The sequence below is a fragment of the Microcystis sp. 0824 genome, from assembly GCF_003112475.1.
GTDB classification, from domain to species: domain Bacteria; phylum Cyanobacteriota; class Cyanobacteriia; order Cyanobacteriales; family Microcystaceae; genus Microcystis; species Microcystis aeruginosa_C.
Genome location: NZ_BDSM01000053.1, coordinates 130,268 through 152,735, shown reverse-complemented (window position 1 = coordinate 152,735; position 22,468 = coordinate 130,268). Strand labels below are relative to the sequence as shown.

General features: G+C 43.1%; 26 protein-coding genes and 2 pseudogenes. 11 read left to right on the top strand and 17 right to left on the bottom strand.

Annotated features, from left to right (window positions below):
• The first annotated feature begins 33 nt into the window (after positions 1-33).
• Entirely contained in the window at positions 34-1,425 is a 1,392-nt protein-coding gene (locus N0824_RS18130) for an NAD-dependent malic enzyme (protein WP_108937757.1), read from the top strand.
• Positions 1,426-1,456: 31 nt separating this feature from the next.
• Entirely contained in the window at positions 1,457-2,191 is a 735-nt protein-coding gene (locus N0824_RS18125; RefSeq protein WP_108937756.1) for a D-alanyl-D-alanine carboxypeptidase family protein, read from the top strand.
• A gap of 430 nt (positions 2,192-2,621) precedes the next feature.
• On the opposite strand, the gene N0824_RS18120 is transcribed toward N0824_RS18125, so the two are convergent.
• From N0824_RS18120 to N0824_RS18105, 4 genes are all read right to left on the bottom strand, one after another.
• A complete protein-coding gene (locus tag N0824_RS18120; RefSeq protein WP_108937755.1) occupies positions 2,622-3,050 on the bottom strand; it encodes a putative toxin-antitoxin system toxin component, PIN family in 429 nt (142 codons plus the stop codon).
• The gene (locus tag N0824_RS18115) at positions 3,050-3,289 is read right to left on the bottom strand and encodes a hypothetical protein (protein WP_002750644.1); all 240 of its coding nucleotides are present in this window, start codon (positions 3,287-3,289) and stop codon (positions 3,050-3,052) included. The genes N0824_RS18120 and N0824_RS18115 overlap by 1 nt, the downstream gene beginning before the upstream one ends.
• A 78-nt stretch (positions 3,290-3,367) precedes the next feature.
• The gene (locus tag N0824_RS18110; protein ID WP_108937754.1) at positions 3,368-3,790 is read right to left on the bottom strand and encodes a putative toxin-antitoxin system toxin component, PIN family; all 423 of its coding nucleotides are present in this window, start codon (positions 3,788-3,790) and stop codon (positions 3,368-3,370) included.
• Positions 3,780-4,004: a hypothetical protein gene (locus N0824_RS18105; protein WP_108937753.1), complete on the bottom strand. Its 225-nt coding sequence runs from the start codon at positions 4,002-4,004 to the stop codon at positions 3,780-3,782. Before N0824_RS18105 ends, N0824_RS18110 begins: the two co-directional genes overlap by 11 nt.
• A gap of 330 nt (positions 4,005-4,334) precedes the next feature.
• On the opposite strand from N0824_RS18105, the gene N0824_RS21090 reads away from it, so the two are divergent.
• Positions 4,335-4,454, top strand: a complete 120-nt coding sequence (locus N0824_RS21090; RefSeq protein WP_002777099.1) for a type II toxin-antitoxin system Phd/YefM family antitoxin — start codon at positions 4,335-4,337, stop codon at positions 4,452-4,454.
• A 625-nt stretch (positions 4,455-5,079) separates the two neighbouring features.
• Here the strand turns inward: N0824_RS21090 and N0824_RS21640 are convergent.
• The 3 genes and pseudogenes from N0824_RS21640 to N0824_RS21085 all read right to left on the bottom strand — a co-directional run.
• Positions 5,080-5,919, bottom strand: a pseudogene (locus tag N0824_RS21640) (hypothetical protein); the annotation flags it as partial.
• Between the two features lie 94 nt (positions 5,920-6,013).
• Positions 6,014-10,588 (bottom strand): glutamate synthase large subunit, encoded by a 4,575-nt coding sequence (gltB, locus tag N0824_RS18090; protein ID WP_108937751.1) that lies wholly within the window; start codon positions 10,586-10,588, stop codon positions 6,014-6,016.
• A 222-nt stretch (positions 10,589-10,810) separates the two neighbouring features.
• Positions 10,811-10,975: a hypothetical protein gene (locus N0824_RS21085; protein ID WP_002738137.1), complete on the bottom strand. Its 165-nt coding sequence runs from the start codon at positions 10,973-10,975 to the stop codon at positions 10,811-10,813.
• 114 nt (positions 10,976-11,089) lie between these two features.
• Between N0824_RS21085 and N0824_RS18085 the strand changes: the two genes are divergently transcribed.
• The 6 genes and pseudogenes from N0824_RS18085 to N0824_RS18065 all read left to right on the top strand — a co-directional run bounded on the left by N0824_RS18085 (position 11,090) and on the right by N0824_RS18065 (position 13,836).
• Positions 11,090-11,311: a hypothetical protein gene (locus tag N0824_RS18085; protein ID WP_066030088.1), complete on the top strand. Its 222-nt coding sequence runs from the start codon at positions 11,090-11,092 to the stop codon at positions 11,309-11,311.
• 4 nt (positions 11,312-11,315) lie between these two features.
• Positions 11,316-11,438 (top strand): annotated as a pseudogene (locus N0824_RS21080) (DNA-binding protein); the annotation flags it as partial.
• A gap of 203 nt (positions 11,439-11,641) precedes the next feature.
• A complete protein-coding gene (locus N0824_RS18080; protein ID WP_108937750.1) occupies positions 11,642-11,941 on the top strand; it encodes a type II toxin-antitoxin system HigB family toxin in 300 nt (99 codons plus the stop codon).
• Positions 11,925-12,344: a type II toxin-antitoxin system HigA family antitoxin gene (locus N0824_RS18075; RefSeq protein ID WP_004163265.1), complete on the top strand. Its 420-nt coding sequence runs from the start codon at positions 11,925-11,927 to the stop codon at positions 12,342-12,344. Before N0824_RS18080 ends, N0824_RS18075 begins: the two co-directional genes overlap by 17 nt.
• Positions 12,345-12,505: 161 nt before the next feature.
• Positions 12,506-13,396: a beta-carotene hydroxylase gene (gene crtR, locus N0824_RS18070; RefSeq protein WP_108937749.1), complete on the top strand. Its 891-nt coding sequence runs from the start codon at positions 12,506-12,508 to the stop codon at positions 13,394-13,396.
• A 122-nt stretch (positions 13,397-13,518) separates the two neighbouring features.
• A complete protein-coding gene (locus tag N0824_RS18065; protein ID WP_002782546.1) occupies positions 13,519-13,836 on the top strand; it encodes a hypothetical protein in 318 nt (105 codons plus the stop codon).
• Here the strand turns inward: N0824_RS18065 and N0824_RS18060 are convergent, their stop codons facing one another.
• From N0824_RS18060 to murQ, 9 genes are all read right to left on the bottom strand, one after another.
• A complete protein-coding gene (locus N0824_RS18060; protein WP_108937748.1) occupies positions 13,837-14,391 on the bottom strand; it encodes a hypothetical protein in 555 nt (184 codons plus the stop codon). It abuts the gene before it with no gap.
• A gap of 138 nt (positions 14,392-14,529) precedes the next feature.
• Positions 14,530-15,330 carry an exodeoxyribonuclease III gene (gene xth, locus N0824_RS18055; RefSeq protein ID WP_108937747.1) on the bottom strand — a complete coding sequence of 267 codons (801 nt, stop codon included), beginning with the start codon at positions 15,328-15,330 and terminating at the stop codon, positions 14,530-14,532.
• Positions 15,331-15,352: 22 nt separating this feature from the next.
• Positions 15,353-15,937 (bottom strand): chromophore lyase CpcT/CpeT, encoded by a 585-nt coding sequence (locus tag N0824_RS18050; protein ID WP_108937746.1) that lies wholly within the window; start codon positions 15,935-15,937, stop codon positions 15,353-15,355.
• A 99-nt stretch (positions 15,938-16,036) separates the two neighbouring features.
• A complete protein-coding gene (gene rplI, locus N0824_RS18045; RefSeq protein WP_012264300.1) occupies positions 16,037-16,495 on the bottom strand; it encodes a 50S ribosomal protein L9 in 459 nt (152 codons plus the stop codon).
• Between the two features lie 69 nt (positions 16,496-16,564).
• Positions 16,565-16,924, bottom strand: a complete 360-nt coding sequence (locus N0824_RS18040) for a hypothetical protein (protein ID WP_108937745.1) — start codon at positions 16,922-16,924, stop codon at positions 16,565-16,567.
• A gap of 94 nt (positions 16,925-17,018) precedes the next feature.
• Complete coding sequence (locus tag N0824_RS18035; protein WP_108937744.1) at positions 17,019-17,597, bottom strand: triacylglycerol lipase; 579 nt, start codon at positions 17,595-17,597, stop codon at positions 17,019-17,021.
• A gap of 109 nt (positions 17,598-17,706) precedes the next feature.
• Positions 17,707-18,072, bottom strand: a complete 366-nt coding sequence (locus N0824_RS18030) for a DUF4164 domain-containing protein (protein WP_108937743.1) — start codon at positions 18,070-18,072, stop codon at positions 17,707-17,709.
• A 180-nt stretch (positions 18,073-18,252) separates the two neighbouring features.
• Positions 18,253-19,743, bottom strand: coding sequence for a site-2 protease family protein (locus N0824_RS18025; RefSeq protein ID WP_108937742.1), 1,491 nt, complete (start codon positions 19,741-19,743; stop codon positions 18,253-18,255).
• Positions 19,744-19,770: 27 nt separating this feature from the next.
• A complete protein-coding gene (gene murQ / locus N0824_RS18020) occupies positions 19,771-20,691 on the bottom strand; it encodes an N-acetylmuramic acid 6-phosphate etherase (protein WP_108937741.1) in 921 nt (306 codons plus the stop codon).
• 194 nt (positions 20,692-20,885) lie between these two features.
• On the opposite strand from murQ, the gene rplU reads away from it, so the two are divergent.
• Together rplU and rpmA are read left to right on the top strand one after the other, a co-directional pair.
• On the top strand, positions 20,886-21,275 hold the full coding sequence (rplU, locus tag N0824_RS18015) for a 50S ribosomal protein L21 (protein ID WP_046662996.1): 390 nt from the start codon (positions 20,886-20,888) through the stop codon (positions 21,273-21,275).
• Positions 21,276-21,309: 34 nt separating this feature from the next.
• Positions 21,310-21,579 carry a 50S ribosomal protein L27 gene (gene rpmA / locus N0824_RS18010; protein ID WP_046662995.1) on the top strand — a complete coding sequence of 90 codons (270 nt, stop codon included), beginning with the start codon at positions 21,310-21,312 and terminating at the stop codon, positions 21,577-21,579.
• 97 nt (positions 21,580-21,676) lie between these two features.
• Here rpmA and N0824_RS18005 read toward each other — a convergent pair.
• The coding region (locus N0824_RS18005) for an RNA-guided endonuclease TnpB family protein (protein WP_146184300.1) at positions 21,677-22,468 on the bottom strand (792 nt) is incomplete at its 5' end.

Genomic DNA, 22,468 nt, shown 5'->3' with positions numbered 1-22,468 from the left:
AATCAATATTTATCAGTATTGGAAGCCTTCAGCATGGTTCATTTAACGCCCAATCCTAGCTATAGTTTAAGTCTCAAGATAGAAATCCCCAATCAAGCGGGAACCTTCGCTTCTGTCCTCAATGCGATCGCCGATGTGGGGGGGAATTTAGGGCAAATTTCTCTGATCGAACGCAATTTAAAGATTAGCACCCGCGAGATTATGGTTGATGCCGCTAGTACCGACCAAGCGGAACAGATTATCGCCGCGGTTAAAGCTCTACCGGATGTTAAACTCCTGAAAGTTTCCGATCGCACCTTTGATCTCCATCGCCGGGGTAAAATCTCCATTGAGAGTCGTATTCCCCTCACCTCCCAAGATGACCTGGCCATGGCCTACACCCCCGGAGTTGGTCGCATCTGCACCGCTATCGCTCACCAACCCGAACTGGTGTACTCATTGACCATCAAGGGCAACACCGTCGCTGTAGTGACCGATGGTAGCGCGGTATTAGGATTAGGAAATCTCGGGCCGGAGGCTGCTTTGCCAGTAATGGAAGGGAAAGCGATGTTATTCAAGGAATTCGCCGGAATTGATGCTTTTCCCATCTGTTTAGCCACCCAAGACCCCGAAGAAATCATCGCAACCGTCAAAAGAATCGCTCCGGTTTTTGGGGGTATTAACCTAGAGGATATCGGCGCTCCCCGCTGTTTTGAAATCGAGAAACGTCTGCGAGCAGAATTAAATATTCCCGTTTTCCACGATGATCAACACGGTACAGCGATCGTTTCCCTGGCTGCCCTGATTAATGCCCTCAAATTTGTCAAAAAATCGCTTGATACAGTCAAAATCGTCATTAATGGTGCGGGTGCTGCGGGAATCGCCATCGCTAATCTCTTTAAAACCGCAGGAGCCACAGATATCATCCTCTGTGATTCCCATGGCATCCTCTCCCAAAACCGGGACGATTTAACCCCAGAAAAACAAGCTTGGGCCGTGGCTGCCAGTGGTAAGCTAGGGGATGCCCTCAAAGGTGCTGATGTCTTCTTGGGGGTGAGCGCACCGGGGGTATTGACTCCCGAAATGGTTAAGGGAATGGCCAAAAATGCGATCGTGTTTGCCATGGCTAATCCCATTCCCGAAATTCAACCGGAATTAATCAATGATTTGGTGGCCGTGGTGGCTACCGGACGTAGCGATTATCCCAATCAGATTAACAATGTTCTCGCTTTCCCCGGATTATTTCGCGGGGCCCTGGACTGTCGCGCTAGGGCAATCACCGATAATATGTATCTGGAAGCGGCCAAAGCGATCGCTTCTTTGATCACTCCTGCTAATCTCGATCGAGAGAATATTATTCCCTCGGTTTTTGATGGTCGTGTAGTTACGGCTGTGGCCGCCGCCGTTCAACAGGCTGCTCGTCAAGATGGAGTGGCCGGGGAATAATGTAATTATCGTGCAGGAGGGTAAGTGAACCGTGAAACCGATCGATGATATTCCCGAAGCTTTGCGGGACAGCCAGTACAGAAAAACTACTAATCCTAATGGTCTTATAACGATCGCAAGCGGTTTACTTGCTCTGGTGGGAACTGGCATAATTGCCATAGCAGTCTTGAATCGTCCCCCTGCTTCCGTAAAAAAACCGGTTATTAACCCCTCCCCCCTGATTAAAGCCACTCCTAGCACCATTGAGAACATTCTAGGTCATTTACCCTATCAAGAAGCCCCAGAGACGGAATTAGCCCCTATTACTGGGGATGGTGCTATGCGTTTAAGGAAACCAGCAGCCAAGGCTTTTATCCAGATGCAGAGTGACGCGAGAAGGTCGGGGGTGATTTTAATGCCGATTTCCGCATTTCGATCGAAAGCAACCCAAGAAAAGCTCTTTTTTGAAGTTAAAAAACAACGCAATCAGCCAACCCGCAAACGAGCAGAAGTGAGCGCACCTCCAGGTTACAGCGAACATCATACCGGTTATGCGATCGATATTGGCGATGGTCACGCTCCCGCCACAAATTTAAGTACCAGTTTTGCTAATACTGCCGCTTTTCGTTGGTTGCAAAATAACGCTGCTCAGTATAGTTTCGAGTTATCTTTCCCTGAAAATAATCCCCAGGGTATTAATTATGAACCCTGGCACTGGCGTTTTGTCGGGGATAGTCACAGTTTAGAAACTTTTTATAAGGCCCAACAATTAGGAAAACAAAAATAGGATAACCTTATCGGCAATTGCGTCCTGTAGGGGCGAAGCATTCGGACAATAACCTATCGCTGAAACCAGAGATTTTCTATCCGAATGCTTCGCCCGTACTTTTTCAACTTTTTAGAAAATCTAACAATTAGGAAAACAAAAATAAGATAACCTTATCGGCGATCAATGGCATTTTCTGGAATTAATTACTAAAATAGGATTATATTGTATTGTGAGTGTTTCTAATAATAAATCTGGTTATTAAAAACGGCTCTACCGAACCTGTCATGTAAAACTATCAAAAACTCATGCTTGTAAAGCTTGTATAATAAGGCTTTGAGTTTTTGTCAGATTGATATTTATCAACTTTAGAGCATTGCTGGGCAGAGCGGGAACTTGAGGAATTTTCTACAGTGTAAGTTCGTAAGAACCAAATTACATTGAGTAAAGTTCATAATTGATGGTTATTATTTCGAGTTAAGAAATCTAGAAAATCTTTTGCTTTTACGATCTGAATATTTTGATATTCAACCAGTGAAAGAAGATGTTTGTCCCCCGTAATAATATGGGTAGCCTTGCCAGCGATTGCACATTCTATGATCATATCGTCATCGGGATCATTGGGAACGGCTCTAAGTGTTCCACCTATAGAAACAATGCTAGAAGCATCACAAATTTCCTCAATGTATTTTCTAACTCGTTCTTCAGGAAATTTGATTTTTAGTAGAAGTTTTTCGGATAATTCGCCTAAAATCTCTGGACAAGTGACCGATCGAATCAGTTTGCTTTGGGCTAGGGAAAAACAACTATTCGGGCTACCGCCTTTAGAAAGCGCAGCAGATAGGAGAATATTTGTGTCGAAGACAACAGTATAAATCACTACTTCTCGTGAACGATTTCATCGATAAATTCTTCTCTTTCGTCTTCCGTCATGGTATCCCAATCGTAGCCGCGTTCTGCTGCGACGATTTTTGCCTGTTGGCTTCCGTAATCGGTTATAGCTTCCATATTTCCCCACTGACGCTGGATGAGGAATCTAAATAGTTCCTGTTGCTGTGCTTCGGGGAGTTGTTTGACTAATTCGATTACTTGTTCGTTGCTTAAGGTTAAGTTTGGCATAGGTCGCTTCTAGACACCAGCATGATTAACGATTTTAACATGAGTCTTTAGCTGGCTCGTGGGTGGGGAGACTGATCGCTAACGGGAAAAGTCATGATCTAGAAATTCTTGAATCGTTAAAATTGGGATTTCTTGAAATGGATTTAAAACTAATAGATCAGAATCGCCGCTTACAATACAGTTAGCTTGACCATCGATCGCTAGTTCTAAATACTGATTATCTTTCTCATCTCTGCAAACCTTGATTTTCTCTCGAATCACGACAATTTCCGCGGTTCTTTCTATCGCCGTTATAAATAGCCGCCTTTTTGCTGAGGAGGCATATCTATCGAATTTGGGACGATTGAAAACAGTGATCAATTCTAACAAAGTAGATTCGGACATTAAAAGCTTGCCGATATTTTGGGCTTTGTCTAATGCCTGACGAGCTTTACCGTTTTTAGAGAGAAGCGCACTTACTAAAACATTTGTATCGAAAACGAAATAGTATTCAAGGCTCATTTAATAAAGATTCTAGGATTTCGGGTGTTAATCCTCTAGCTTCCGCCTCATCACTAATTTCGTCCATTAGTTTTCTCAAGAAATCGATATCGCTGTTAACTGGCTTTCTAATTAGCAAATCGACAAGAACCCGGACGCGTTCTTGTTCCTCTGGGGATGCGGATTGATAGACTTCTGCCGCTTCGGGACTGACTTCGATCGAAATTTTTCTCATATTATTAAGGCTCATCCTTGCTGTGCTTTGGGGAGTTGTTTGACTAATTCGATTACTTGTTCGTTGCTTAAGGTTAAGTTCGGCATAGGTCGCTTCTAGACAATAGCATGATTAATCAGTTTAACACGGGTCCTTAATGGATAGGGTTTTCGGTTCGCCTATCCCTTCTCTGCGTCGATCAGTTAGAATCGAGAAATTATAACAAATCTGGTTATTTTTGCATGAGTAGAAAACGGGTTTCTCCGAGAAACCCGTTTTCTGTGCGTTACTCAACGGATTTAGTATTATCGGCCTAGAAAGTCCTTTCATCTTCCCGCTTGCCGTAAAATTATGATTGTCTCTCTTCAAGAAGCTCAAGCCAAACTGCCCGAACTGATATACAATCTCAAACTAGGGGAAGAATTGTTAATTACCGATAATAATTTCCCACTGGCAAAATTAAGCCGATGATAAAGAACACTTACAAGACTTCTCGGAGTATCTGCTTTGAAATGTCTAATCGATAGCCATACTCTGCTCTGTTACACACTCAAGGAATCCCGACTCAGTAGCAGCACCCATCAACTTCCTAAAGGGTGGCATAAATCGACTAAATCCTTATCTGGCAAGAGTTCTATTGATTAGTTCGTTCTAGATCGAAAACAATTGACAAAATCGCATCAATGTCCTTCTCTATAAGGGTTTCATCCCTTATAACTCCGTCCATTGCATAGCACAAACCGAAGAACCCGTCAGATGGTGACTTTCTTAATAGATCCATCAATTTTTCGGATGGTAACTTTCTTAATGCATCCATCAATTTTTCGGTTTTCATTCGTCTTAAGTTTAAGCCAGAAGGAGTGATAAGAGAATGGCATGATGGTAACTTTCCTACTAGATCCATCTTTTTGGATGGTGACTTTCTTAATGGATCCATCAATTTTTCGGATGGTAACTTTCCTACTATATCCATCAATTTTTCGATGGGATATTGTCTATCTTCTATAGAATTTGCTTCTTCTTGTATTAATCCTACTTCTTCAGGAGTTAATATCAGTCCTTCAAGTTTCTGCTCTGCGTTCTCGATTGTTTCAATTAAGTGTTTGTATATGTTTTTGGCCACACTTAAGTCCTCATTGGTAAAAAGATTACTATGAGCTACTTTGTTTCTGATTTTATGCAGTTTCTCCCAATTAGATTGAAAATTTCTGTATTTAAATGATTCCTTAAAAAACTTATCATAGTTGCTTTTAATTTCTTCTTTTAATTTACGAATTGCCTCGGGAGTTTCTTCAAGCATATCAATTTTTTTAATTAAATCCTCTTTGGTTATACAACCAGATGAAAGCTTGTATATAATCGAACCTAAATCATCAAAATCTATCAGATAGAGTTGATTGTCAATATGGATTGCAAATTCTTTTTCATTATTTTTTCTGTGATCAACTTTCTTTCTAAAATCTTGGGTGGATCCCGTTGTCCACCAATTCACTCCTATCTTGGTTGTCATGAATTTCGTTATGTAGGCTCTTAAATCGCGTTCCACACGATTAATATAAGGATAAATTTGATCAGCAATCTGTTTAGAAATTTCGTCTTTTACTATATCCAGTTTTTCTAATTTTTGGTCTTTTAAAAATTTTAAAATTGGAATACGTTGAGGTTCTAAACAACCATATTCTCCCTTTACAACAATTGAAAAACCTGTAATACATTTATCTTTGCTGTCTTGATCAGATTTAATTGGATTTACTGTAATTTCTATAAAATTATCCTTGATTTGGCGATTGTTACAATCTATTTGTTGTGTTCCCTTCCAAAATGAATTATTCGAGGCGAGAAGATGGACTAAATTATCAGGAGTTTTGATATGAGATTGATTAGAAGTGTCAAATGCGAAGATTTCAAAGGTTAGAAAATTGTTTTGTGTGTCCATTGGAATGACAGGAGTTAGGTCTATAAACAACATCTACCCTCTATTTTAACTTGTCTATTGAAAAAAAGGGGGCCTATTCAGCCCCCCTTAACCTCTAACTACCGCCAATCCTTGCCACATCGCGGGCGTTGGCTTCAAAAGCGGCATCGAGAGCAGAATCGCCGGTTAAACCAGAATCTAACGCCTCTTTAATACACTGCAACATCCGCTTATAATCCTTGGGCATTACTTTAACAAACTTGGGCAACATTTCCGACCAATTTGCTAAAACTAGGGACGCTTTTTGACTATGGGTGTAATCAGCATGGCGTTGAATTAACTCGCGTAAATCGTCGATTTCTTCCCCTTCTAGTGCCTCTAAAGCTACCATTTGGGTATTGCAACGAGTGGCGAAATCCCCCGACTCATCGAGGACGTAGGCGACACCACCACTCATTCCGGCGGCGAAATTGCGACCGGTAGGCCCTAAAACAACGACTTTACCCCCCGTCATATACTCACAGGCATGGTCGCCAACGGACTCAACCACCGTAGTCACCCCAGAGTTACGCACCCCAAAACGTTCCCCAGCAACCCCAGAAATATACACCTCACCACTGGTTGCACCGTATAAAGCCACATTACCGATGATAATATTATCCTCGGCCGCAAAAGTGGAACCTTTGGGCGGATAAACGATGATTTTGCCACCGCTTAAACCCTTACCCACATAATCATTGGCATCCCCTTCTAACTCCAGTGTCACCCCTTTGGGAACAAAAGCACCGAAACTCTGCCCCGCGCTGCCCTGAAAATGGAGATGTACGGTATCTTCCGGTAAACCCTCCCAGTGACGTTTAGTGATTTCGTTGCCTAAAATCGTCCCCACCACGCGGTTAATATTTTTAATCGGTAGTGTCGCCTTGACTTTTTCGCCTTTTTCAATGGCATCTTTGCATAAATCCAGTAAAACGGTTATATCCAAGCACTTATCTAAACCGTGGTCCTGGGGAATCTGACAATAACGCCCTACCTCTGCATCTACCTCCGGTTGATAGAGAATTGGAGTTAGGTCAATTCCTTTCGCTTTCCAATGTTCTACAGCCTGTTTCGGCTCTAATACATCAGTTCGCCCCACCATTTCATTTAAGGTGCGGAATCCCAATTCGGCCATAATTTCCCGCACTTCCTGGGCGATAAATTTCATGAAATTCACCGTATATTCGGGATCTCCGATGAAATTCTTCCGTAATAACGGATCCTGGGTCGCTACCCCCGCCGGACAGGTATTAAGATGACAAACCCGCATCATAATACAGCCTAACGTCACCAGTGGCGCGGTCGAAAAACCGAATTCTTCGGCCCCCAATAGGGTTGCCACCACCACATCGCGGCCGGTTTTCATCTGGCCATCGGTTTCCACCGCAATGCGACTGCGAAGATTATTTAACACCAATGTTTGATGGGTTTCTGCTAGTCCCAACTCCCAGGGTAAACCCGCGTGTTTAATCGAGGTTTGGGGTGAGGCACCGGTCCCACCATCGAAACCAGAGATTAAAACCACGTCAGCGTGAGCTTTAGCGACTCCGGCGGCGATTGTGCCAACTCCCACCTCAGAAACCAGTTTTACGCTCACTCTCGCCGCGCGATTGGCATTTTTTAGGTCATGAATCAACTCCGCTAGGTCTTCAATCGAGTAGATATCGTGGTGGGGTGGGGGAGAAATTAAACCAACTCCGGGGGTGGAGTGACGGACTTTGGCAATCCAAGGATAGACTTTTTTACCAGGTAATTGACCGCCTTCGCCAGGTTTTGCCCCCTGGGCCATTTTTATCTGCAATTCTCGCGCTTGGGAGAGGTAAAGACTGGTGACACCAAAACGGCCGGAAGCCACCTGTTTAATGGCACTATTTTTCGAGTCTCCCCGTTCATTTGTCCAAGTGTAGCGCTCGGAATCTTCGCCGCCTTCTCCGGTGTTCGACTTACCACCGATACGATTCATGGCAATAGCGAGGGATTCGTGGGCCTCTTTGGAAATGGAACCGTAACTCATGGCCCCGGTTTTAAAGCGTTTCATAATCGCTTCAATCGGTTCCACTTCTTCGATGGGGATACTTTCCCGGTTTTTAAAGGTTAATAGTCCCCGCAGGGTGAAGAATTTTTGATTCTGTTGGTTGACCAGTTGGGAATACTGCTTAAAGAGGTCGTATTTGCCCAATTTTACCGCTTGTTGCAGGGTATGAATGGTTTCTGGGCTAAAAAGATGGGCTTCCCCGTCCTTACGCCATTGATATTCACCGCCAATATCGAGGGTATGCACATTAACATCCCGGTCGGGGAAAGCGTGGCCGTGTCTGAGTAGGGATTCTTTGGCAATAATTGCTAAATCGGCCCCTTCAATGCGGGAAGCTGTCCAAGTAAAATAGCGATCGACTACCGATCGATTTAAGCCGATAGCCTCGAATATTTGCGCCCCACGGTAGCTTTGCAGGGTAGAAATGCCAATTTTAGAGGCCACTTTAATTACGCCCTTGGTGGCGGCTTTTATGTAGTTTTTACAGGCACTCTGGTGGTCAACTCCTACCAATAAACCTTCCTCGATCATACTGCCGAGGGTGGCAAAGGCTAGATAGGGATTAATCGCACCGCAACCATAACCGAGTAAAAGGGCGTAGTGATGCACTTCCCGGGGTTCGCCCGATTCCAGGACAAGGCCGACTCTGGTGCGGGTTCCCTGCCGGATGAGATGATGGTGTAACCCGGCAACCGCCAGCAGTGAGGGAATCGGGGCGTGATTTTTATCGATACCTCGATCGCTTAAAATAATAATGCTTGCGCCCGCTAAAATTGCCTCGTCCACCTCTTGACAAATTGCCTCAATTGTGCTACGCATCCCCTCGACTCCCGAAGTGGGATCGAAGAGAATGGGAATAGTCACGGTTTTAAATTCGCTATTGCCCTGTAAACGCGCTAATTGGGCGTTAGTGAGGATGGGAGAGTTAAGTTTAATCAGGTGACAGCTTTCGGGCTGCGGATCCAAGAGATTTCTCTCCGCACCGATAGTGGTGATGGGAGAGGTGATAATTTCTTCGCGAATTGAGTCAATCGGGGGGTTAGTGACTTGGGCGAATAACTGCTGAAAGTAATCATAAAGCAGTTTTGGGCGATCGGACAAGACGGCTAGGGGTGTATCGGAACCCATGGAACCCACTGCTTCCACTCCATCCCGGCCCATGGGGGCTAATAAAAGACGTAATTCCTCAAAAGTGTAACCGAAAGCGGTTTGCTGTTGAATTAGGGAAACAGCAGTTTCCGGTGGCGCAGTTTCCACCGCCGGTAAATCGTCTAAATTGACTAAATTTTCGTTTAACCACTGACGATAGGGATGAGCTTTGGCAATAGCTTCTTTTATCTCCTCATCGGCCACGATACGACCTTCTTTCATGTCCACAAGGAACATCCGGCCGGGTTGCAGACGACCTTTAAAAGCGACGCGTTCTGGTTCAATGGGTAAAACTCCCGCTTCCGATGCCATAATTACTAGGTCATCTTTGGTGACATAGTAACGGGAAGGACGTAAACCATTGCGGTCTAACACTGCTCCCATCATCGTACCATCGGTAAAAGCGATCGAGGCCGGACCATCCCAGGGTTCCATCAAACAGGAATGGTATTCATAAAAGGCTTTTTTCTCATCACTCATCGATTCGTGGGCTGCCCAGGGTTCAGGAATCATCATCATGACAGCGTGAGGAAGAGAACGCCCCGATAAAACCATTAATTCTAGGGCATTATCAAAAATTAAGGAGTCACTACCCTCGATATTAATAACCGGCTGGATTTTTTTGATGTCTTCCCCGAATAAGGGTGAGGCAAACATCGACTGACGGGCGTGCATCCAGTTAATATTACCTCGCAGGGTATTAATTTCGCCATTGTGGGCAATATAACGGTAAGGGTGGGCGCGTTCCCAACTGGGGAAGGTATTGGTACTAAAACGAGAATGGACTAATCCTAAAGCACTTTGAAAGTCGGGGTCGTGTAAATCGGGGAAATAGTCACCCACCTGTACCGGCATTAATTGCCCTTTATAGACAATGGTACGACTAGAAATACTGCAAGGATACCAGTAACGATTAAAGGATTGACGATTAAGGTGGGAACGCTTGCGAATAACGTATAATTTGCGTTCAAAGGCCAGATCATCGCTTAAATTGGCATCGCGTTCGATAAAAACCTGTTCGATAAAGGGTTCGGTAGATTTGGCCGAATTGCCCAAACTAGAGTTATCCGTGGGAACATCACGCCAACCGAGAACTTTTAACCCCTCTTCGGCGGCGATTTTCTCGAATTCCTGGCGACTTTTCCCGCGAATTTCGGCATCAGGGGCCGTGTAGAGCATTCCTACCCCGTATTGTCCCGCTGCCGGCAAGGTAAAACCTAGATTACTGGTCACTTTCCGGAAAAATAGGTCAGGGATTTGGCATAAAATACCCGCCCCATCTCCCGTATTTTTTTCCGCACCGCACGCGCCACGGTGATCGAGGTTTAGTAGAATTGTTAAGGCCTGTTCAACAATATCGTGGGACTTTTTCCCCGTTTTATGAACGATAAAACCGACACCACAAGCATCATGTTCAAATTGGGGATCGTATAGTCCTTGTTTCCGTGGAGTTTGATTGTTATTCATCTTGTCTAATAGCCTAGCAGTCTGGAAGGGAATGGCCTAGAGGGTGAGCCAGAGTAGCGATTCTAGGTATATCAATTTTGTATCCAGACTGGACCTTCGGTCTTATATCTTAAGGAAATGTTTCGATGTGACAAGGGTTCCTCTCGCTGCTTTCCCCCTCGATCGAGATCGCTTTTCTGGCCCAGGTTCGATCGCTCCTATAATCGAAGAAATACTCGATCGCTATCTCGATCCCGTTCGATTGATTCTTTCTGCTCTTTCTCGCCATTTTTTTGAATTTTCTGTAATTACCTCGCACATTGATCGGGCTTTTTCCGCCGCATCCCGTGCCATTTCCAGAATTTCCTCTAGTTCCCGTTCATTTAGTCCTGTTTCTTTTTCGTCCATCACCGTAAGCCCTCCAAGCGATTTTTAACCTTATTCTAGTTTCTAAAATACGTCCGAGCTATGATAGCTTGACTCTAGAGCTAAAGTAGAGATAGGGTTTAATTGGAGCCATGTATGGAAGCGATCGAATTTAGGACGGTTATTCATAAGGGTCGGGTGAGCGTTCCCCCCCGATATTCTTCTCGATGGGAAGGTAAGATGATGCGGGTGATTGTTTTGGATGACTCGGAAATCGTCCCCGATCCGAGCCAGAAAACTGAAAAAACGATGTTCGAGGCGATTTCTTTAAATACACGGGGATTTAGATTCGATCGGGACGAGGCTAATGCCCGATAAAGTTTTTTTTGATAGTTTAATACTGGCCAGCGCTCTGGAAGCGGGCTGTCAAATTCTCTACAGTGAAGATTTACAAGATGGTCAGCGAATCGAGAATCAATTGATGATTATTAATCCCTTTAGTTAAGTAGGTAGGCGTTAAAAATTGTCAGACACCCCCCTTGATAAGTAGGGTTGATTCATGAATCAACCCTACTATGAATCAACCCTACTATGAGTCAACCCCACCTTGATAAGGGGGGCAGGGGGGATCGAACCTAAAATCCATTTTTAATTTAATTATAACCAGCTACTTATCTAAGTTAAAAACAACAATAAAACTAGCGATCGATGGGCGTGATCAGTAAAGTCAAATTACGAGAGTTTTGGGAACGCCACTCGGACGCGGAAGACGCTCTTAGGGATTGGTATAACTTCGCTAATAAGGCTAACTGGAAAAATTTAGTAGAGGTTCAAGGTCGCTACCCGAAGGCGGAGGCGGTGGGAAATTTTACAGTTTTTAATATCAAGGGAAACAAATACCGTTTAATCGCTGACATCAATTATTCTCGTCAAACCATTTTCGTTAAATATATTCTAAGTCACGCTGAATACAATAAGGAGAACTGGAAAAATGATCCCTACTTCTAATCCATTAACCTATGGTGATTTACTCTTGCAGTATCAACCGAAACCGATTAATAACTCCCAAGAATACGAGCGATTTTTAAGCATAATTGAAGGGATGATGTCACGGGAGTTAAGCAATGACGAAGGACTATTATTCGATTTATTGGTGTTATTAGTGGAAGAATACGAGCGGAAACATTATCCGATCGCCCGAACAAATCCTACCGCTACGTTAGAATCGTTACTGGATGAATTCGATATCGATAGGGAGTGTCTTGTGGATATTTTCGGCGATCGGGATAGAGTAGAATCGGTGATAGGGGGGAAACAGGCGATCGCTCCTTCTCAAGCCGAGTCTCTAGCCGAATTTTTTAATCGTTTAAGTGCGAAACTGGCGTTAAGCGCCCGTGATTTTCTCTTGTAGCCTCGCTTTCCCTCGGGGACTGAGGGGGGGGACCATATAACAAATCCTTACTTTCTTCATAACTTTAGATTAATTAAGATAATGTTACAAAACTTTATGAAAAAGCCGTAGTATGATAATTTACGCCAGTAAAGCGAACACAATAAGGAGCAACACCCATAATGCAGTCGGCCGAGATGTTGCTGACAGTCCCCAAAGAGTATTTAAAAGCACCGGGGGGCTTCAACCCAAACGTTACCATGTTTTTCAGTGCCTTGAGCCTAATAACCCTATCTACCTGCGGCTATTGGCTATGGTCCTGGCCGGACTGGATTTGTTTTAGTGCTAATGTCCTCGCTTTACATTTATCGGGGACAGTTATCCACGATGCCTCTCATAATTCTGCCCATAGCAATCGGCTATTTAATGCTATTTTAGGTCATGGCAGTGCTTTAATGCTCGGTTTTGCCTTTCCGGTCTTCACTAGAGTCCATTTACAGCACCACGCTCACGTTAACGATCCCGAAAATGATCCGGATCATTTTGTCTCCACTGGTGGACCTTTGTGGATGATTGCGGCCAGATTTTTTTATCACGAGATTTTCTTTTTTAAGCGGCAACTCTGGCGGAAATACGAACTGCTGGAATGGTTCCTCAGTCGTCTTTTTGTGGCTACCATAGTCATCGTCGCCTGTCAATTCGGTTTTATTGGCTATGTGATGAATTTTTGGTTTGTTCCTGCTTTAGTGGTGGGAATTGCCCTCGGTTTATTTTTCGATTATCTTCCCCATCGTCCTTTCCAAGAGCGCAATCGTTGGAAAAATGCCCGCGTTTACCCCAGTCCCCTCTTAAACCTGCTGATTTTAGGACAGAATTATCATCTCGTGCATCATCTTTGGCCGTCGATTCCCTGGTACAAATACCAACCGGCATACTATGCCACTAAACCGCTTTTAGACGCAAAAGAGTGTGAACAGTCTTTAGGTTTACTGCAAGGTAAGAATTTCTGGAGTTTCCTCTACGATGTCTTCTTGGGGATTCGCTTTCACTCCCATTCTTCTAAAACTTCTTGATCTCACTTATCGTAATGGTGAGGTACAAAGTTTTCATTTTGGCAAGTCGCTGGTCGATTTTATGAGAAACTCTGTATCTGTACTGGTTTTGTCGCCAACTTGATTTTTTTAAGGAGGATTTTATGGGTCAGCATTGGGGAAAAGCCTTAATTTTAACAACAACTTTCTTGACAATTAACATCGATTATGCTAGGTCTTTAACCTTTGGTGAGGCCGTTGGTATTGGAGCGGGGGCCTTGTTAATCAACCGGGCGGTACAGGATAATAGACAACGTTATCGATTTGTGCCACCAGAGCAAGAATTTCAGCGCGGACTAGAGGACGGTTTTAACTTTGCCCGCTATGATAATCCGCGCAATTCTAGAGACTACGATGACGGTTTTATCGAGGGAAGAAGACGGCGGGAGTCGGGTTGGTCTAGTCCCAACCGGAGAGGTTGATTATTTTTTTGGTCTGCGTCCCACTTCGGCGGTTTCTTGAATGGAAAAGATCCTCAATTTGCCGTCGATGGGAGCGACTTTAGCCACCGCTGCCGATGCCACTATATAGTTATCACCCTCGGTGTTGGTAATATTGACTACCCGCTCGCGAGTGATCATCGCCATCTCCTCATTAGCAAGAATATCCACGTCCCAATTCTCAGAAAGAACCTCTATACTTTTAATATTTTTGTAGGATTCCTCTAAAAATCTTTTATGTTCCGTGATGCCATCTAACTCAAAAATTTCGGTACTAGCATCGGTTTTAATGGTCAATTGCGAGGAAATAAAGGGGGCATAGTGTTTGAGGATTAGGGGGATATTTTTATCTTTAATAGCGGTTTCAATGTCTTGAATCATTGCTTTAATTTCCGCTTCCTTGATTTTTTGTCCCCCATCGCGATTACTCGATTGTTTCACCGGCACTATCGAGGGATTAGCATGGACAAAAGGGGGGGAGATGCCGGGGAGAAGGGATAAACCGAGCAATAGAACAATTAATTGGGGAGAACGCATAGTTTTATAAACTTGGTAAATTCAACCCGAATCATAGCATTTTCTCGTTACCTAATAAATCCTCAAGCTGAAAGTCCCTAGTTAGGGAAGCTAACAGAGCAAAATTCTGGCTGTGCAAAGTCTAGGTTGATCCTTTAGCTATTTTTGGCTTGATATTTCCAGAATAACAGGGGTATGATCGCTAGGTTTTTCTTGTTTTCTGGGTTCTCGATCGATCAGACAATTGACAGCTTTTTCGTATAGCTGAGGAGTTAAATAAAGATGATCGATTCGCCAACCTCGGTTACGAGCAAAACCGCCGCTGCGATAATCCCACCAACTATAATGTCCTGGGTCCGATGTGAATTTTCTAAAGGCATCTTGTAAGCCAATTTCTAAGACCTTTTCTAAAGCTTCTCTTTCTTTAGCTGAAGACATGATATGATTTTCTTTGCCCTTGGCATCATAAATATCTTTATCTTCTAAGGCAATATTAAAATCTCCGCAGATACATAATTCTTCAGGTTGAGAATTAATAATTTTATCTAGATATTTCCTCAGAGTTTCTAACCATTTAAGCTTATAAATATACTTGTCACTATCTAGGGAAGAACCATTAGGAACGTAGAGATTAATAATCCGAATATCGCCGATTACTCCAGTAATTAGCCGTTTTTGTTCGTCCAGTTCTCCTGTTAAATTTTCGCCGATAATTGGACTAAATCCCACAGTGATATCGTCCATGGGTTTCTGGCTAAAAATCGCCACACCATTATAGGATTTTTGTCCAGAAATATAGAGATGATAACCCAAAGATTCAAAAGCTTCTCTGGGAAAATCTCGATCGATTACCTTGGTTTCTTGCAAGCATAAAACCTCAACGGGATTGAGTTGTAACCAGTTAATTACCTGCTCTTGTCGGCTGCGAATCGAGTTGACATTCCATGTGGCGATTTTCATAGCTAAAAACCGAGAATTTTTCTCACACTTCCTCAGCAAAACTACTGCGACGCACAAACTCAAAGGGACCGGCGATCGAACCCCAGACTAATTGATCGGTTTCGGGATCTAAACCGCGATCAACGCTAATTAATCCCTGTTCACTAATTTCAAAACTATTATCCAAATAAGTCATTCTATCTTTGCGAAAGACTAAACATTGTTTACCCGGTTTCACCACCCCTTTAAAACTGTTACCTGTCCAAGTGACATTCATATCACAACCCAGCATCGGTTCTAATAGATCTAAGCTGAGATTTTTGAGACGCTGGGGTTCTCTAGAAGCACCAAAAAAGTTAGCTTCCTCTTTAACTTTAAAGTTTTCTAGTTCAATATGATCATCAACTACCGATAATTTAAATACTCGCAAACGATAGGGAGTATTGAGCATAAAATCGTAGGCCTGCTCTAAAAACAAACTGGTTCCCTTGAGTAATTCATCGGGTAAAGGACGCATACACACGCGAATATGGGCAAAAAAAGGCGGATTAGCAAAAGCTTGTTCTTGATTACTAAAATCCGCCGCCATCCAGCGTGCTAGGGTTTTTATATCCGTGGGATGAGTCATAATTTTTGAGATGTGAATGGCTATTAGCTATCAGCCATCAGCTAGTTAATTGCTCTGATAAGTTTTCACTGATTACTGATAACTATGGCCCGATAATTGTTATTGTGCAATTACTTTAATTTCGATATCGGCACTAACTTCGGGATGGAGTTTGACTTGTACTTTATAGACTCCTAATTGACCGATATCGGGGACGGTAATACCACGGCGATCGATTTCTAATTTAGCATTTTCTAGAATGACCGTGGCCACATCTTGACTGGTGACAGTACCGAAAATTGCCTCATTTTCACCCACCTGTTTAGGGATGCTGTAGGGACTGAGTTTTTCGATCGCAGTTTTTCTGGTTTCCGCTTCTTGTTTTTCAGCGAGGAGACGTTGACGCTCTTTTTCTTTCCTAAATTCTGCCTGTTTAATCGCACCCTTGGTGGCTAAAACGGCCACTCCTTGGGGGATAAGGTAATTGCGCGCATAACCGGGGGCCACTTCCACCACATCGCCATTTTCACCTAATTTGCTGACTTTTTGATTGAGGATAACCTGCATTCGTTTCGCCATGATCTTGACCTAAAACAATAGTTCCAAAACCCCTATCATACCATGCAATCGTCAAGTCTCGATCACAAGTTAGTTATTGCCGGCGGCGATGATCTGGGTTAATAGGGGACCGATTGCCTGAAAGGCCGAGGGTAAAACCGCTACGGTGGCGGCTGCGATAATAATGGTCGTGGCTAATCTCAGCACTTTCTCGGAGGCTTTTTCGTAGGTGTCAAATTTATAGTCGAGTTTGTCTAATCTTTGGTCTATTTCCTGAAAGCGTTGCCCCATAGCATCAAAACGTTGGTCTATTTCCTGAAAACGTTGGTCTATCGCCTCAAAACGTTGATTTACTGCTGTTTGGAAGCTTTTCAATTCGTTGAGAACATCGGTTAGGGTGGGTTCTTGAGTGGACATGGTGACACCTAGGGGAATTTGATCGCCTAGCACAATTATAACCTTAAGTCAAGCTTTTTTGATGATAATTAACGTTTTTGTCGGTAATATTTTGACCTTGTTTCAGTGTTGGCGACAACCAGTATTTCTATTCTAATAAGGTCTCTTTAATTGTTGTTAAAACTTTGCTATCTTTGACCATCCAAGCATGAAGCAATACGGGAATGGAAATTTCTTTGCCCACCGATAAACGGGAACTATGGGCAGGAAATATCATTAAATCGTAGGGAGTCCAGATAATTGTGGTTTTAATTTTATTTAAAATTTCTTGACAATCTTGATTTAAATCCTCTAGAAATTGACTCCCCGGCTGCATTTGTCTAATCCCATCTAAGGGTAAACTATACGCGGTTAAAGTGCCTCGATTCGGAGCAGAAATATTTAGGTAACGTTGCACTCTTGCCACTCCTCCCAATCTTTGCAGGTAGTAGCGGGTAATTAGTCCTCCCATACTAAACCCAATCAGATCTACTTTCTGCTCTTTAGCAAAGTTTTTCTCGATATAATTCTCCACCTGACTGGCTAAAACTTCTAACTTTTCGTAACCATGATTGGGAATTAGGTTAAAACTATGCACCTGCCAACCATGATAATTTAAATACTCGCTCATCGGTTTAAAAACAGCCGTAGTGTCCAGAAAACCATGCACCAAAACAACGGGATTCATAGATGAGATTTTATCCTTGAATTCTGAATCTATTCTAACGGATGATCGGGGTAATGAGGGAAAAATTTTTGGGAAGAGCCTATCTACTAGGTGCGGCTACCGGCAACTTCTAAGGATTAGGGAAAAAACCAAAAAGTTTAGCGGCACCTCCTAAAATAGCGACTACCAATGCTATCAGAATCCCTCGATTGGTGAATTCCTGATAGGCAACCCTTGCAGTTAATCCATTGATTTTTTCGTCTAAAGCTTTAATATCTCCCTTGAGTTCGGCCTGTCCTATTTCTACTTTAGTTAACCGGTCTTCTACCTTGTCAAATCTCTCATCAATACGGTTTTCCAGAGAGTCGATTTTCTCATCAATACGGTTTTCCAGAGAGTCGATTTTCTCATCAATACGGTTTTCCAGAGAGTCGATTTTCCCCTCAATCCTTGTCAGGACAGCTTCTAGGGAATAAGTGACAGTTTCGTTAGACATTTTGAGCAACTCCAAAAGTCAAATCTCCAGGGCTAAATGCTGGGGGCTATATCTTACCGAAAAATCAGGGGTCTATAGGCGGACACGGATTCTCATTATAATAAAATTATAAGTCAAGACTTGAGTTTTTGTCAAGCTTTTTTTTGACGGCAATCAATGGCAAGAATTTCGGGGAAGTATTTAGCCACCGATGCCTAAACGTCCCGCTAAACTAGGGCTTAAAGGAATCAGAGTCGCCAACATTAAAAAGAGTAGTAATAAACCCCAACCAGCGCGGGTGTCATCGGGTTCGGTTAACTCGTTTAAACTAGGTCTTTCCAACTCTCTTTGTAAAAAAGCGACTAAAATTGTCCAATAGAGAGGAATGGGATTGCTAGAATTAACTAAGGAAATAATGCCCAAAACAACCAAAGTGGCCACAGTGGTACGGCGGGCAATTTTGCGACCATAAATAGCCTGAACAATTCTGCCACCATCTAACTGTCCTGCGGGCAGTAAATTAAGGGCAGTAATCACCAATCCTAACCAACCAATAACAGTTAAAGGATGCACGGAGATAACGGCATTTTGTAACTCGTCACCTAAAACTATCCGCGCTAAAAAACTCACTAAAATTGAACTTTGGAAAAAGGTACTAGGGATTTGAAAAAGGCTGGCAGAATTAGATAAAGTCAGTCCAACAATTAATAAGATTAAAGAAACCAAACCTCCCAAAGCAGGACCAGCGAAAGCTATATCAAATAGGACACTGCGGTTAGGTAATAAAGATTCAAAACGAGTAATCGCCCCAAAAGAACCAATCTGCCAAGTGGGAAGAAAATAGGGTAAACTGAGACGAACATTATGGCGTTTAGCGATAATTAGATGACCAATTTCGTGGGCAATTAATACCGACCATAAACCCAAACTGAGGGGAATTGCTTCTCGATATCTCTGCCAATTACTAAACAAATCAAAACCCAATAAAATTCCCGCCGCTTCTAAGCTGGTGACAATGGTAGCGACTAACAAAACTAAAGAGAGATTTTTTTGAGCAAGAGTGGCAGGACTAGGATCATTAGTTTTGGGAAGGATAATTACCACCGGTTTTTCCTCGGTTCCTTCCACCAGAAATAAACGATATTTATCACCAAAATGATTACTTAATTTCTGGGTTAAGCGCGAGTGAACTAGATCCGGTTCTCCCCGTAAATTGCCTTTAAAAATTGCCCCTTCCTGAAAAGAGATAGTTTCGGTGGCAAAAAAAGTATCTATCCCAAAAATACTCTGAATAACTTTTAGATCCTGTTCGGAAATTGGCATCACATCTGGTACAATTGCTGTCACCGCTGCCGGGGTTTCTAGGGGAGTAACGGACTGGCTAACTGCCTGGTTAAATTTCGGTTCAATTATCTGATTGGTTTTCAGTAAGCGTAAACGGTTGCCCAAATAAATATAGATAATGGTGGAAGCAACCAGTAAAAAGAGAATTACCGCTAGATTGAGATAAATTCCCGCCGCAAATAGCCCGAAAAAAATTAACCAAGGAGCGATTAGTACCAAGGATTGTAACCAAGGTAAAATTCCCAGTTGGCCGTAGGGTTTAGCTCGATAAAAACTCCAAGTCAAGATAGCACCAGCGACGAGGAAAATAACAGCGACCGCAGCAATTTCCGAAGAAATATTAACCATAGGAAAGTCAAAATCAATAGGTTTTTATCAATCAATTTGATTATAAGCTTGCAGGGCAGCCCGTAATTGCCCTCGATGCTTTTGTAACAATTCTTGTCCTGCCGCCGCCGAAAGTCCCGTTTTCTGCATTAACAAAGCCAGTTTAACCAGGCGGCCACTTTTTTCCAGTAAAATTGCCGCTTCCTGGCGACTAATATCGCTAAGGTTACAGATAATCCGTAGGGCGCGGTCATGGAGTTTATGATTAGTAACAGCCACATCGACCATCTGGTTGCCGTAAACCTTGCCTAACATTACCATTGTCCCTGTGGAAAGGATATTTAAAGCCATTTTCGTCACCGTTCCCGCTTTCAGGCGGGTGGAGCCAGCCAAAAGTTCTGGTCCGGTCAATAAGCGGATATCCACATCCACAGGAATCTCCACTTGTTCGGCGGGGACACAACTAATGGCAATCGTCGTCGCACCTCGCTGTTTTGCCGCCTGTAAAGCCCCGTGAACGTAGGGGGTAGTACCGCCGGCGGTAATCCCCACTACCACGTCTAATTCGTGAATTTCTCGCTGGGCAATCACGGCCGCCCCATCTTCCGCTTTATCCTCCAAATCTTCGGAACTACGCACCAGCGCCGCCGCTCCACCGGCGATAATTCCCTGTACCAATTCCGGGGGGGTGCAGAAGGTGGGAGGACATTCGGCCGCGTCCAAAACCCCCAGCCGGCCACTGGTTCCCGCCCCAATGTAAAAGAGTCTGCCACCTTTAGCCAGAGCTTGACTGGTCAGGGAGATCGCTAGGGCCAATTCTTGCCGGGCCATGGCGATCGCTTTTAGGGTTTGGGCATCTTCGCGATTGAAGAGATCCACCAATTCGAGCGGGTTTAATTGGTCTAAATTGAGGCTGTTTGGGTTAATTTGTTCGGTTAACAGGTGTCCTCTGCTTTCCCACTGTTCCATAACGGTTTAATTGAGCTTTTTGTAAGATTATTTTTAGTATATAGCGAATCGGTGGGCTAAAAGCTTGACAATTGCCCCCCGAATATTAGATGATAGGAAATTGTGTCAATTCCTGCTCGGACCAGGTGAAGACATTAGCACAAAAGCTGGAATTTTTTCGGCTACCTGTACGGCAAAACGAGCGCAGAAAATTTATGAGTTACGCGATTATTGAGACCGGTGGCAAACAGATTCGGGTGGAACCCGGTCGCTATTACGATATCGAACTTCTTCCCGTCGATGAACAAAGTACCCATACCATCGACAAAGTGCTATTAATCCACGATGAGGATGATATTAGCATCGGTCAGCCCTTTATCGAAGGGGCCACCGTGGAAGGCACTGTCATGCAACATCGTCGGGGCAAAAAAGTTATTGTCTATAAAATGCGCCCGAAAAAGAAAACTCGTAAAAAACGGGGTCATCGTCAAGAAATTACCCGTTTTATGATTGATTCAATCAATTATAACGGTAAAACCCTAGTCGCCACTGCTGCTACCTCCGGCGCTGAAGTTGTGGAAGATAGTAGCGATAAAGAAGAATAACTTTTAGAATCAAAAAAGCATTTGGAGAGAAATTATGGCTCATAAGAAAGGTACGGGTAGTACCCGCAACGGACGCGATTCTCGTTCCCAACGCCTAGGCGTTAAGCGCTACGGTGGTCAAGTGGTAAAAGCGGGAAATATTCTCATCCGTCAACGGGGTACTAAAGTTCACCCGGGTAAAAATGTCGGTCGTGGTGGCGATGATACTTTATTCGCTTTAATTGATGGTGTGGTCAAATTTGAATACAAGGATAAAAGTCGCCGTCAAGTTAGCATTTATCCCGCTGAAGTTAGCGCCAGTTAATCCCATCAACCCTGATTAATTTTTTCCCTGTAACCTCCTAATTAATAATAGGGGGTTTTTCAAATGATTTATCTAGCAGTTATAGCGGTTATAGTTACTAATTCTGTACGCAAATATTGCATCTAGAATTAGCTTTGTACGCTTTGACCCGTACTGGGTTAACTACGAACCTCTCTATCGGATTCCCGCTAAAGGCGGCCTCTCCGACTACCTTTCTTCCAATATTTAAGGAACCATTAATATCTGCTCCATAGAAATAACCCGACGAGCTTCTGAATAGTCCTCTTTTAATTCTCTTGCCTAAATAGCTTTTTTGCTTTTGAATAGACTCTAAGTCCAAGAAACTACATTTAGAGGTATAGCTTTCATTAGTTGTTTTGACCTCTATTCCTACTAAATTTGCTTTATAGGTAAGTTGTTCGATCAACCTTGAATGAGGAATATTTACGAATGACTGGTTATTTCTATCTCCAATATTAATGTTTTGTTTCCAGCCTTGATTATGACCAATAACTAAAAGGTTAATTTGATGAGCTAGTAATTTATCAATAATATATTTACTAGCGGTGTGGAGGTAATAATCCACCTGGCAATTACGCTTTAAAGTTAAACCTTGTATTCTTTTACTGGTCTTCTGTAGACTGGGTAATTCCGATTTGAGTTTAGCTAGTGTCTTGTTGTACTTTTGATTGCAGGATTTTAAGGCTTTTCCACATACTAAAGTTGGCTGAAATTCGGGAATATTAGAGGTAACAGCAGCTAGGTTATTTAAGCCTAAATCGATAAAAGCATATCTTTCTCCCTCTTGACTTGATGAGGATGGTTGTTCATAGACAATCTCTAAACAATAAGCACCCAATTTAGGAATAATCCTGACCTCTAAGACTTT